This window comes from Paenibacillus sp. sgz302164 (assembly GCF_056120505.1).
This window is the reverse complement of sequence record NZ_JBVYOL010000013.1, coordinates 139,936-152,592: the sequence shown is the minus strand read 5'-3', so window position 1 is coordinate 152,592 and position 12,657 is coordinate 139,936. Positions and strand designations below refer to the sequence as shown.

The following is a 12,657-nucleotide window of genomic DNA, read 5'->3' as shown; positions in this document are numbered from 1 at the left end:
GGCCGGACCGAGCTGGGCCAAGCGGAAACGCAGCGCCGCAGCGCTTGTAACCAGCCGCCCTTCTTATGGGCGGGCTCTTTTTAAAACACGGACGCCGTACGACGGCAGCGTCAAGCTGCCTTGAACTTCTCCGGCAGACAGCAGGTCGGTGTATACCGCCGTCGCCGCATCCAGTTCGACTGCCTGTCCGGTTTTGCCGAAGTTCATGACGAAGACGTACTCATGCTCCCCGTCGGTGCGAACCTGCGCAGTTACTTGTTCCGGCAAATCCGTCTCCAACGCGCGTTTCACCCCGGCTTCACGGAATACGTGCTCGTAAAAAGCGCGGTTGAACGACGCTTCCGCGCGGGCAGCGATATAGTACGCCCTGCCGCTGCCAAGCCGGTTGACGGTTACAGCCGGACGCCCCGCATAAAAGTCGTCTCCGTACACCGCCAGCGCTTCCGCACCTTCCGTATGAATGAGCTCGCACAATTCACGCACTTCAAATGTGCCTGTCAGCCGCAGCGGATTGCCTTCCTGAAACACGATGCTGTTCGTATCATGATCGTGCAGACCGTCCATTTCCTCCGCCCAAATGCCCAAAGTTTGGCGAAGCGGGCCCGGAAATCCGCCAAGGAAGCACAAATCGTTCTCATCCACGACGCCCGACCAGTAAGTGGCGACGAACGTTCCGCCGTTCCGAACGAACTGCTCGATCCGTTCTCCCACGCCCGGGCGCACCAGATAAAGCATCGGCGCAACAACCAGCTTGTATTTTGCCAGATCACAGTCCATATCGATGATGTCTACAGGAACGCCCTGATCCCAGAACGCCCGGTAATGGCTGAGAACCGTTTCCTCGTACTTCACTCCCTTGTTGCGCGGACCTTGCGAGTCTTTGACCGCCCAGCGGTTCTCCCAGTCGAAAATAATCGCCGCTTCCGCAGGGACGGCGGTTCCGATAACTTCCGCCAGCTTCTCAAGCGCACCGCCGACTTCCGCCACGTCCCGGAACACGCGCGTATGCTCGTGACCGGCATGATCGATTACGGCGCCGTGCAGCTTTTCGCTCGCTCCGCGGCTTTTGCGCCACTGAAAATACTGGACCGAGTCCGAGCCGTGGGCTACCGCCTGCAGCGAAGCGAGCAAATGCATGCCCGGACGCTTCAGCTTGCTGACCGGCTGCCAGTTCGTCAAGCTAGGCGTGCTTTCCATCAGCAGGAAGGGCCGGCCGCCTTTGATCGAACGGAACATGTCGTGATTGAGCGCGAACCAGGCCGCCAGATCGCTTTGATCCGCAGCGTCGTGCCAGGTCGGATAAGCGTCCCAGGAAATAACATCGAGCACATCTTTGAATTTCCAGTAATTAAGGCCTTCGTAAGCGTCCATAAGGTTGGTCGTGACGGGCAGATCGGCATTTTTCGCCTTGAGCGGCGCAATCTCCCGGCGGCAAAAGTCGACCGTCTGATCGGTGACGAACCGCTTCCAGTCCAGATTCATCGCATGGACCAGATTTTCCCCATGCGGAGCCGGCGATTCGATCTGCGACCAGCTCGTATAGGTGTGGCTCCAAAAAGCCGTCCACCAAGCCGCATTCAAAGCTTCCAGCGTGCCGTATTTGCGCTGCAGCCACTGGCGGAACGCGTCCTGGCAGTAATTGCAGTGACAGTCTCCGCCGTACTCATTGGATATATGCCAGCCGACAACCGCCGGATGAAACGCATACCGATCGGCCAGCTTGGTGTTCATCAAGTCGACCTTTTCCCGGTAAACCGGTGAAGTGTAGCAATGATTGTGGCGGGCGCCGAACAAATTGCGTACCCGGTTGCTGCCGACGCGCAGCACCTCCGGGTATTTTTCCGCCATCCAGGCCGGTCTGGCCCCGCTCGGCGTTGCCAGCCAGGCATAAATACCGTTCGCGGCAAACGTATTCAGAACGCGGTCAAGCCACTCGAAGGTGAACACGCCTTCTTCCGGCTCAAGGGCCGACCAGGCGAATATGCCGATCGCCATAACGTTGCATTTGGCTAATTTCATCATGCGGATATCTTCTTCCAAAACTTTCGGATCGTGCTGCCATTGATCGGGATTATAGTCCGCTCCATGCATAAAAACAGGCAGTTTGGAGCTGACGGGCGGGAATTTTTGCGGCATGCTATCACCTCTATTAGGGAATAAATGGCTTAGAAAGACAAACTATCTCCATAATAAACGTAATTCCCGCCCGAGCCTACCCGATAAAGCTATGATAATCAGTAAAATTCTACGCTAAAAGAATCTTTTGGGGCGCGTCCGATATGCTTGATGTTTTTTTTCATGCGGATGGAGTTTTCGCAGCGCCAGCACTAAGGGCTAAAATCATCGGCATGCGCAAAAAACCTGCAAAAGTACATCTTTTTGCTCCTTGATGCGCTGGTTTCGGAATATTCCTGCAAATGTGCAGTTTTTTTCGCCAAAATGTAAGGCTCAGGCCTTCATGGCGGGAAATTCCTGCACAATCGCAGGCTTTTTCCAAAAACGGGCCGCTTCCGGCACAAAAGCCTGCACTTTCGCAGGCTTTTGCTGGCGGCGGATGGTTGGCAGGCCGATTACGCGGGCTTTGCAGGACGCCTGTGGCTGGCTGGCCGATTTCGCAGGCTTTGCAGGACGCCTGTGGCCGGCGGGGCGCTTCACCCGGACCTGCAGGCTGCCAGTGGCTGGCAAGCCGATTTCGCGGGCTTTGCAGGCCGCCTGTGGCTGGCAAGGCGCTTTCGCCAGCCCTGCAGGCCACGGATGCCGGTGCAACCGGACGTATTCTTCCTTGACCGTCCACGTCTAGGCGAATTTCCGCTGCCGCTTACGGTCAATACACCTTTTTCCACTCGGCGATATTTTTCGCGTCGAATTTGAACGGATCGCCCAACATGATTTGCGTGCCTTCACCGTCTTTGATCACTTGTTTGTCTCCGAGTCTGCCGGCCACAAACTTCTCACCGACTTTGCCCGTAAGCGTTCCCTTCACAAGCCCGTCAGCCGCATATCCGGCCAAATAGCCGACGTCGACCGGATTCCACAAATACATCCACGGACAGACGCCGCTATCGATGTATTCGGCCATTTCACTGGGCAGTCCGAGCCCGGTCAGGAACACTTTACCTTTCAGCCCTTTGTCGGTTAACACCTTGCCCGCGGCTGCGATACCTACGGTCGTAGGAGCGATAATGCCTTTTAAATTCGGAAAAGATTTGAGCAGCGCCTCGGTTTCCGAAACGCTTTTATCCCGCAAGTCGTCGCCATAGGCTACTTTCACCAGCTTGATATCTTTGTATTTCGGATCTTCCAGCTCTTTTTTCATCCACTCGATCCAGGCATTCTGATTCGTCGCTTGCGAGGTAGCGCTCAGCACGGCGATTTCGCCTTTGCCGCCGATCATTTCGGAAATCGCCTGCACCTGCACGCGGCCGATCCGCTCGGGGTCCGCCTGGTTGACGTGCACGAGCCGGCTTTGCGCATTGACCGCGGAATCGAGGGAAAGCACTTTGATGCCCGCGTTCATCGCTTTTTTCAAAGCGGGCTGGAGCGCATCCGGATCGTTCGCCGCTATGGCGATAGAATCGACTTTTTGCGAAATGAGCTCCTCGATCATTTTGATCTGGGCTTCGGCGGTCGGCTGATCCGGCGCTTTCAGAATCGGTTCCCCACCAAGCTCCGTTATCGCGTTTTTGAAGCCCTCCATCTGCTTCTCTCCGAAAGGGTTCCCCGTATTTTTGAAAACGATGGCGAATTTCTTTTTACCGCCGCTTGCGCCTGCTCCTTTACTTCCGTCGGCAGGCTGTGCCGCACCCCCGCATCCTGCAATAAGCGATAAAGCCAAAACCGAGGTCAAACAGGTGAAAACCAGCTTTTTCATTTTTTGTCCTCCCTTTAATTGGATATATGCAAATCGGTTCAGGCCGCCGAAGTCACCGCAAGCTTAATATACTATACCTATGTACTGTATATTTGCATCGTCGGCAATGAAGCCCGCCGCTTAACCGGCAGGCCGCAATAGCCTTCCGCTCCGCCTGAACCGTTTGATATCGGCAGTACGTTACGCCGCTTTTCGCAGCCGGCCTTTTGCCGGTTTAAGCTTGGGGACCATCACGGCAACAATCAGCAGCAGACCGATAATGATGAGCAGCGCCTGGGCGGGCACGTTCACCAAACCGAGGCCGTAGCTGAGCATGCCAATCAAAAATACGGCGAGAATCGCGCCGATCATCCTCCCTTTGCCGCCTGCCGTGCTGATGCCTCCGAGCACAACCATGGCGATAACGTCCAGCTCGTAGCCGTTTGCGACGTTGGGCCGCGTGCTGCCCATTCTCGATGTGAGGAAAATAGCGGTAATCGCAGCCATCAGGCCGGCGAGCGCAAACACAATGATTTTGATTTTATCGACCTGAACGCCGGAAAAACGGCTTGCGGTCATATTGTTGCCCATCGCGTAAATTCTGCGGCCGAACGTCGTTTTATGCAGCAGCAGACCGTACAGCACGGCAAAGAAGGCGAAGGCGATCAAAATAAACGGAATGCCGGCGATATATTCCCAGCCGAAAAAGCTGAACCAGTCGGGGAACTGCCCCTTCGCCTGATCTTCCAAAATAATGTAAGCGATACCGCGATAAATAATCATCGTCGACAGCGTCACGATCACGGACGAAAGCTCCTTGAATTTGACGATCAGCAGGCCGTTGACCAAACCGCAGAGCGTCCCGACCAGCAGGCAAATGACGATGGCCAGTTCCATCGGAACTCCCCGGTGGTACAAGTCCGCCATAACGACGGATGACAGCGCAACCGTCGAAGCGACGGAAATGTCGATATCGCCGAGAATCATAATCAGCACCATCGGCAGCACGATAAAAGCTTTGTCAAGAAAGCTCATCGTCGCATCGCGCAAATTTTCGATATTCATATAATACGGGGACAAATAAGCGTTCATCACGTTGACCAGAATAAAAATGAGGACGAGCAGCCATTCCCATTGAAAAAAGAAGCTTTTGATTTGCAGCGGTTTGCGGCCGCCCAGCAAGCGGGTTTGTGCCATGTTAAATTTTCCTCCTCATGAGATGGTTGCGGTCCACGCCTCTTTTTACGACTGCGTTAATGAGCACGGCGATGAGAATGATCGTCCCCTGAATCGCCATCTGCCAAAAAGGAGAAACGTTGATCAATGGCAGCGCGTTATTGAGAATGCCCAGGAGAATCGCGCCCAGCAAAAGTCCGCCGATTTTGCCCGAGCCCCCGGCAATGCTGACGCCCCCGAGCACGCAAGCGGCGATGACGCTTAATTCGTATCCCATCGCGGTATCGCCCTGGGCCGATGCGAACTTGGCGACCCACAGGACGCCCGCAAGCCCGGACAAAGCGCCCATAACGGTATAGACCAGCCACAAAATTTTCGTATTGTTGATGCCGCTGATTTTGGCCGATTCCGGGTTGCTCCCCACAGCGTAAATTTGCCGTCCGGTTCTCGTGTGGTTAATGAAATAATAGAACACGATGTAGATCAAAACGGCGATCACGATGAGCGTATTCACGCCCAAAACCGAAGTCGTGGCGATCGCTTTAAAGCTTTCCGGCATCTGGTGGGCGCTGACCCATTTGCCTCCGCTGACCGTATACGTCAATCCTCGGAACACGTTCATCATGCCTAGCGTCGCGATAATCGGCAGCACACCCACTTTGGCTACGAGAAAACCTAACATGAAACCGCATACAACTCCGATGGACGTACCGAGCAAAATCGCGAATACCGGATGAAGCCCGGGATAAAACGTTACCGTCAGCGCAGCAACCATCCCCGAGAGGGCGAGCGTTGCGCCGATGGAAAGATCGATTCCTCTCGTCACGATCACGAGCATCATGCCGACGGCGAGGATGCTTAAAATCGCGGTATTTTTGACCAGATCATTGACGTTCTCCAACGTTAAAAAGCTCGGATTGCGCAGTTGGACGGCAATGGACAGCAAAATAATAAAACCAAGCAGCCCAAGCTCTCTGAATTTAGCTATGCCGGCGCTTATCGACGCTTTTTTTCCCGGACTCGCGTTTAGCGTTGTTTTAGCTGTCGTACTTTCAGCCATAATGCCCCCACCTCTTGTTCGTTATCCGACTGTCGCGCGCATCGATGCATTTGCAGGATTGCCGGTCATCGCTGCTTCAAGAATCGCTTCCTGCGTCGCATCCTTGCGGTCCATCGTGGCCGTCACCCGGCCTTCCCGCATCACGACGATGCGGTCGCACATGCCGAGCACTTCCGGCATTTCCGAAGACACGAGCAGCACCCCGTAGCCTTGCGCCGCCAGCTCGCCGATGATTTCGTATATCGCCGATTTGGCTCCCACATCGACGCCCTTGGTCGGCTCGTCGAGAATGATGACGTCCAGATCCGCCGTCAGCAGCTTGGCGAAGACGACCTTTTGCTGGTTGCCGCCGGACAGGGAGCTGACCAGATCGAAGATGCTGCCCGCTTTGACGCTTACTTTTTCCGCCAGCGCCTTCGCGGTTTCCGCTTCCTTGTTCACATTCAGCCAACCCTGCTTCGAAAATTTGCCGATAAACGGAAGCGTGATGTTTTTCCCGATTTCCCATTCCAGCACCAGCCCCTGCTGCTGCCGGTCCTCCGGCAAATAGCCGATTCCCGATTTCATCGCTTCCAATGGACTTTTGATCCGCATTTCTTTTCCCTTTAGATATATACGGCCGCTGTCCAAAGCATGAATGCCGAATATCGCCTGGCACACCTCGCTTCGCCCCGATCCGACCAGCCCGGTCAACCCGACAATCTCGCCCCTCCGAACCGCAAAAGAGATATCGGCGAAAAATCCGGTCCGACCCGCGCCCTCGACGCGCAGTACTTCGTCGCCGGGCCTCGTTTCCTTTTTCGGAAACAGCTGCGTAATTTCCCGGCCTACCATAGCTACGATCAGCTCTTCGTTCGTAATATCGTGAATGCCCCAGCAGCCGATATACTGCGCGTCCCGAAACACGGTCACCCTGCTCGCCAGCCGGTACATGTCTTCAAACCTGTGGGAGATAAAAATAATCGCCGTCCCCCGGTCCCGCAGCCTTTCGGCAATTTTGTACAGCTCCTCGCTCTCCCGTTTGGTCAACGCCGCCGTCGGTTCGTCCATAATGATAATCTTCGCATTCGTAGAAAGCGCTTTCGCAATTTCGACAATTTGCTGCTGCGCAATGCTGAGCGCCCCCATCTGCGTTTTCGGGTCGAAGCTTGCGCCCAGCTCTTTGAGCAGCCTGCCCGCTTCCTCGTGCATCTCGCTCCACAGGATGCGTTTGGTGCTTTTTTGAATTTTTTCGTGTCCCATAAAAATATTTTCCGTGACGCTCAAATCCGGATAACAGGTAACGTGCTGATAAATCGCGGCAATTCCCAGCTTGCGTGCATCGTTCGGATTGTTAAAATGCACCTTCTCGCCGTTCACGTACATCTCGCCCGCATCCGGGGCATGCACCCCTGTGATGATTTTGATAAACGTCGACTTGCCGGCGCCGTTCTCCCCCATCAAAGCGTGGATCTCGCCCGGCCTCAGCTGGAACTGCACCTGATCGAGCGCTGTAACCCCCGGAAACGTCTTTGTAATCGCTCTCAATTCCAAAATAAACTCAGACATAAGCGGCCTGCTCCTATCCTTCTTATTCAGCGCATCATCTGTATTCGCAAACACAGTATAACACGATAAAATTGAAATGAATAGAACTTTTTTGAATTTTTGATTTCATTTTTGATCATTTATGTTCGTTTCAACCCTAAAAGAACATTGTCCACCCCGCTCGCCGGAACCGGCGAATCACCGGTCATGCGCAGAAAACCTGCAAAACTCTCATAACGTCTGCCGTAGACGATACCCTCAGAATGAAAAGAATCAGGTCTACTGCGTGCAGGCTGTTAACACCCCCACACTAGGAGACAACACATCTGCTTGGCAATGCGGAGAGTGCCTGCAAAAGCGCAAGTTTTTGCTCGTTGATACGCCTAAAGTGAAAAATCCCTGCAGATGTCAGATAGTTGATAAGGGGCATAGCCGTTCTTCCCCAACCCACGCTACTCCTACATAATTGTGGCGCTGAAGTGGGGCACAAAACGGCTTGTCAGGAAGAAAGCCTGCAAAAGTGCAGGCTTTTTCCTTATAAATGGTCCATTTTGGCGAAAAGCCTGCGATTGTGCAGGAATATCCCGTGAAAATGAACCTGAGCCCATGTTCGCGGCGAAAAGCCTGCACAATTGCAGGAATTTTTCGCAGCGGACGTATCCATCGAGCAAAAACTGTACTTTTGCAGGTTTTCTTCGTGCAACCAGGCAGATTGTGCGACCAACTCTGGCGTGTGGGCTTCCGGGCAGCCTGTAAAACTGAGGCTTTTCCGCTCATCCTAGGCATTCAGCCCCTCACGACTGAAAGTCCAATGGATTTCCCCTCAGATTAAATTTTATGTGGGGGACGATTTAAAACAATCTGAGAAGGGCATTTAGGTCATACTTTTGGTGGATTCTCAACAGCCTGACTTGCGCAAATTTTCTGATCGCGGCAGTAAGCACCCCGTCAACGGACGGTGCTGCGCTGCATGCCGGTGGGCGGTGAATCGTTCGACCGCCTGCGGTCGCGCGAACGCAGAGCTTGCGGGCTGGCAAGCCGCGCCCGAAACAACAAAAAACACGCCGCAGCCCGCCCGCTCCGCCGTGTTTCCCGCTCATCGCTTTATTTGCCGCCCGAGGCATAGTACAAAATATGCTCCTGCGTCGCTTCGTTGCGGTTAAAGATTTTGCGGATTTGCCCGTTGTACATGACCATAATCCGGTCGGACATCCCCATAATTTCCGGCAGGTCCGACGAAATCATAATGATCGACGCCCCCGCAAGCACAAGCTCGTTCATGATGTTGTAAATGTCCATCTTCGAGCCGATATCGATGCCGGCCGTCGGCTCTTCGATGATCAGCACTTTCGCGTTGGCGAACAGCCACTTGGCCAAAATGACCTTTTTTTGCTTGCCGCCGCTTAAATTATCGACGTTTTCCAGCTCGCTGACCGATATTTCCAGCCGTTCCACCAAATCTTTGGCAGCTTCGGCTTCCTTCTCGCGATTCAAAAACCCGGCTTGGGACACCCGCTTCAAGTTCGTCAGCGTGATGTTCTCGGATATCGGCGAATTGGAGATAAGCCCTTCCTCCGAATTCAGCCCGGTCACGTAACAAAGACCGTGCTTTTTGGCCAGGTGGGGAGTCATGGAAGTGAACGTTTTGCCGTTCAGCACGATCGCGCCCTCGAAAGGCCCGTATATGCCGAACAGCACTTTCGCCAGCGTTCTGCGACCCGAGCCGCTCAGTCCGGTCAGCCCGATAATTTCGCCTCGCCGCACGGCAAAATGAATATGCTCGATCCGCCCGTTGTAACCGACGTTCTCTACGCGCAATATTTCATCCCCGTGCTTCACCTTCAGCTTCGGATAGCGGTCCGCCACGTCCTTGCCGGCCATCACTTTGACGATTCCGTTCAGATCGACTTCGCCGATGCCGTACGTCTGGACGACTTCACCGTCCCGGATTACCGTAACCCGGTCGGCGATCCGCTGCAGCTCCTCGATCCGGTGCGAAATATATATGATCGTAATGCCGTGCTTTTTCATCTCGCGAATAATGTTGAACAGCAGTTCGATTTCCTGCTCCGTCAGCGCTGCGGTCGGCTCGTCCATAATCATAATTTTGGCGTGCTGCGAGTAGGCCTTGATGATTTCGACGAGCTTTTGCTGCCCGATGCTGAGCGTGCTGACAAGCGTTCGCGCATGGAAATTCAGCTCGAACTTTTTGAGATATTCACCGGTTTCTTTGTAAGCGCTGTCCCAATCGATCAGCCGGGTCCATTTTTTCACCGGTTCCCTGCGTATGAAAACGTTCTCAGCAATGTTCAAATCTTGGAACAGCCGGATTTCCTGGTGGATCATGGCGATTCCGAGCTCTTGCGCCTGTTTGGGGCTTTGGATCGACACCTGCCGGCCATTGATATAAATGTCGCCGGAATCCGGCTGGAACAGCCCGGCCAATATTTTCATCAAAGTCGATTTGCCTGCCCCGTTTTCGCCGATCAGCGCATGCACTTGGCCTTCACCCGCGCTCAACGCGACATTGTTCAAAACGACGTTGTCGTGGAAGCGTTTCGTAATGCCCTTCATTTCCAAAAAATTGTTCACCCTGCGTGCCTCATTTCTTCAAAAGGTTCAAGTGCAGTACGGTTTATTCCAGCTCAAAGGTTGTATACAAAGCGACGGCGTGCTCGAAAAAAAACGTTTTGAACTCGGACGGCACCTGCTTGTTCGTAATGACCTTTTTGGCCATCGTCAAGTCGCCGAGCTTGGCAAACCCGGTCCGGTTGAATTTCGTGTAATCGGCTGCGACGATAATTTCGCTGGAAATTTTTTTCACTTCCTGTAAAATCATCGCTTCCTCGTAGCTGCCAACCGTATACCCGGCATCTCGATGCACACCCTTGACACCGACAAACGCCTTGTTGATGTAAATGCCGCTGAGCGCCTGCAGCGTAAAACCCCCGACCAGCGTCGAACCGGCCTGCACGAGATCCCCGCCGGTGACGATCACTTTGACGCCTGCGGCGTCTTTCAAGGCGAGGCCGATCACCATGTCGTTCGTGACGACGGTCACCTTCTTATCGTTCAGGCTGCGGGCGATTTCCAGACAAGTCGTGCCTGGACTGAGATAGATCGCGTCGCCGTTCTCGATCATTTGTGCGGCAATTTTGCCGATCATCCGCTTTTCTTCAATCGTTTTATCATCCGCCTCGAGAACAGCCGCCTCCCGGGCTGCGCCGAGCTTGTCGTTGATCACCGCTCCGCCGTATGTTTTCACCAAAAAACCGCTCTGCTCCAGCTTGTCCAAATCTCTGCGGATCGTCACTTCCGTCACGGAAAAAAGCTCGCTAAGCTCGACCACATCGACCCGTTTGTGCTGGTAAAGCAGTTCTTTGATTTTATTTAACCGTTCGATAGCAAACATGGTGCAGCTCCTTGTACGTTTCGTTCATGTTATGTTCTATTATATCACATTTCGGATCGATTGCGTTCGTTCAATAAAAGCGGTCGTTCACACTGCAGGTTCGCCGCGATGAGATAAACCTCTATCGAGGTCTTTCGAAGATGAGCGACCGCGTTTAGAGGTAGGTTTATTCGCCAATAAGAATGCTGTTCTTCACGCTTTAGCGCTGGAAAGAACTTTAAACATTCTTATGTGGTAAAAAAGCGCCACTCCAACTCACACAATGTTGTTCGCCCAAAAAAGCGAATGCGGCAACCGGCGGTTAAACCGGTTTTTTCATTGTATGATTTGCGGGTGGCGCAAAAATTCGGATCAACTCTCCGGGCGTGCCCTCTCACGGCGTACGTTGCAGTACTGCACGGCGGTGGTCAAGTCCCATACTTAAACGGTTCGGTTCGATCCGGCATTTAACCGCGTTTTACAAGATCTTCGCGGACAGGGGTGAACACATCCAGCAGCGCGGACGATTCCAGTGCCGTCACTCCATGCTTGGCCCCGCTTGGTATGTAAATGGACTGCCCCTGCCCGATCACCGTCGCCGTGCCGTCGATTCTGAACTCGATCCGACCTTTCAGGCAGTAGGACATTTGCTCGTGCACATGGCTGTGCTCGTACCCTTCCGCCCCCGGCTCAAAATGCACTTCCATCATCATGAGGCCGCCTTCGGCCTTCAAAATACAGCGCTTCACTCCCGGCTCGGCCGGTTCCCATACTCCGATGTTCGACATTTCCGTCGCTCCTCTCATGTGCAGAAAACGATACTTTCCTTTGTACCCGACATACGAAAAAACTGCCGAAAAACCCGCTCACTGGCGGCGCGTGCAGAAAACCCGCAGAAAACCTGTAAAATCTCCCATGACGCCGTGGACGTCAGCCTACTGATAAGCTCTCGCGCGCAGAGTCCGCTTAGTTCCACCACACGTACCTCCCGGCGCACGGTGTTTCGCTGCACGACAGCGGCCGGCCGACCACGCTATTGGCATTGAGCAAAAAGCCTATAAAAACCAGACTATTGAAAAAACTGATGCACCAGAAGATAGCACGCCCACCCGCCACAGCGCGTGCAAAAATTGCTGCAAAAATGCAGTTTTGGGCTCGTTGATGCTCACGCAGCAAAATATTCCTGCAAACGTACAGGTTTTTGCTCATCAACGCGTTGGCAACGAAATATTCCTGCAAATGTGCAGGTTTTTTTGCGAATACTTGAGCTCAGGCCCATTTTCGGCGGAAATTCCTGCACAATCGCAGGCTTTTCCTCAAAATGCCCCCTAATCGCTGAAAAAGCCTGCACTTTTGCAGGTTTTCGGGCTGGCTAGCCTAGCCTAGCCAGTCCTGGCCTGGAAGCTGCGCTCCCAACCAGGACTACCCTCCGGCTGCCCTAATAGAAAGTCGCGGCTTTCTCAGGCAGCCTGAAAACTGCACGTTTCCGCGCCCAAACACCGGGCCCGGCCTTCGCACCGCACGCAGCTCCCAGCGCGCAGTGTTTCGCAGCCTGACAGCTTTCGGTCGACTTTCGGCAGCGTAAAAAAAGGACCGCAAGGTCCTTTTTCAGTTTCATCCATTATAACCGATGCCCGCTTTAAAATACAGACT

The 12,657-nt window shown here is 53.8% G+C and carries 9 protein-coding genes; all 9 read right to left on the bottom strand.

Annotated features, from left to right (window positions below; translation table 11 throughout):
• Positions 1 to 63: 63 nt before the first annotated feature.
• Complete coding sequence (locus AC0LWT_RS21800; protein ID WP_474683377.1) at positions 64 to 2,136, bottom strand: beta-galactosidase; 2,073 nt, start codon at positions 2,134 to 2,136, stop codon at positions 64 to 66.
• A 312-nt stretch (positions 2,137 to 2,448) separates the two neighbouring features.
• Complete coding sequence (locus AC0LWT_RS21795) at positions 2,449 to 2,766, bottom strand: hypothetical protein (RefSeq protein ID WP_474683376.1); 318 nt, start codon at positions 2,764 to 2,766, stop codon at positions 2,449 to 2,451.
• Between the two features lie 58 nt (positions 2,767 to 2,824).
• The gene (gene rhaS / locus AC0LWT_RS21790; RefSeq protein ID WP_474683375.1) at positions 2,825 to 3,871 is read right to left on the bottom strand and encodes a rhamnose ABC transporter substrate-binding protein; all 1,047 of its coding nucleotides are present in this window, start codon (positions 3,869 to 3,871) and stop codon (positions 2,825 to 2,827) included.
• Positions 3,872 to 4,051: 180 nt separating this feature from the next.
• Positions 4,052 to 5,047 carry an ABC transporter permease gene (locus AC0LWT_RS21785; protein ID WP_474683374.1) on the bottom strand — a complete coding sequence of 332 codons (996 nt, stop codon included), beginning with the start codon at positions 5,045 to 5,047 and terminating at the stop codon, positions 4,052 to 4,054.
• Position 5,048: 1 nt separating this feature from the next.
• Positions 5,049 to 6,086 carry an ABC transporter permease gene (locus AC0LWT_RS21780; RefSeq protein WP_474683373.1) on the bottom strand — a complete coding sequence of 346 codons (1,038 nt, stop codon included), beginning with the start codon at positions 6,084 to 6,086 and terminating at the stop codon, positions 5,049 to 5,051.
• A gap of 21 nt (positions 6,087 to 6,107) precedes the next feature.
• The gene (locus tag AC0LWT_RS21775) at positions 6,108 to 7,634 is read right to left on the bottom strand and encodes a sugar ABC transporter ATP-binding protein (protein WP_474683372.1); all 1,527 of its coding nucleotides are present in this window, start codon (positions 7,632 to 7,634) and stop codon (positions 6,108 to 6,110) included.
• 1,083 nt (positions 7,635 to 8,717) lie between these two features.
• Positions 8,718 to 10,205 carry a sugar ABC transporter ATP-binding protein gene (locus AC0LWT_RS21770; protein WP_474683371.1) on the bottom strand — a complete coding sequence of 496 codons (1,488 nt, stop codon included), beginning with the start codon at positions 10,203 to 10,205 and terminating at the stop codon, positions 8,718 to 8,720.
• A gap of 43 nt (positions 10,206 to 10,248) precedes the next feature.
• The gene (locus tag AC0LWT_RS21765; RefSeq protein ID WP_474683370.1) at positions 10,249 to 11,025 is read right to left on the bottom strand and encodes a DeoR/GlpR family DNA-binding transcription regulator; all 777 of its coding nucleotides are present in this window, start codon (positions 11,023 to 11,025) and stop codon (positions 10,249 to 10,251) included.
• 446 nt (positions 11,026 to 11,471) lie between these two features.
• Positions 11,472 to 11,792, bottom strand: coding sequence for a cupin domain-containing protein (locus AC0LWT_RS21760; RefSeq protein WP_474683369.1), 321 nt, complete (start codon positions 11,790 to 11,792; stop codon positions 11,472 to 11,474).
• Positions 11,793 to 12,657 lie beyond the last annotated feature (865 nt).

What these genes read in the sequence shown, in the direction of transcription:
- AC0LWT_RS21765 (WP_474683370.1), bottom strand. Translation starts at nt 11,025, where the DNA reads ATGTTTGCTATCGAACGGTTAAATAAAATCAAAGAACTGCTTTACCAG.
- AC0LWT_RS21760 (WP_474683369.1), bottom strand. Translation starts at nt 11,792, where the DNA reads ATGTCGAACATCGGAGTATGGGAACCGGCCGAGCCGGGAGTGAAGCGC.
- AC0LWT_RS21775 (WP_474683372.1), bottom strand. Translation starts at nt 7,634, where the DNA reads ATGTCTGAGTTTATTTTGGAATTGAGAGCGATTACAAAGACGTTTCCG.
- AC0LWT_RS21780 (WP_474683373.1), bottom strand. Translation starts at nt 6,086, where the DNA reads ATGGCTGAAAGTACGACAGCTAAAACAACGCTAAACGCGAGTCCGGGA.
- AC0LWT_RS21800 (WP_474683377.1), bottom strand. Translation starts at nt 2,136, where the DNA reads ATGCCGCAAAAATTCCCGCCCGTCAGCTCCAAACTGCCTGTTTTTATG.
- AC0LWT_RS21785 (WP_474683374.1), bottom strand. Translation starts at nt 5,047, where the DNA reads ATGGCACAAACCCGCTTGCTGGGCGGCCGCAAACCGCTGCAAATCAAA.
- rhaS (WP_474683375.1), bottom strand. Translation starts at nt 3,871, where the DNA reads ATGAAAAAGCTGGTTTTCACCTGTTTGACCTCGGTTTTGGCTTTATCG.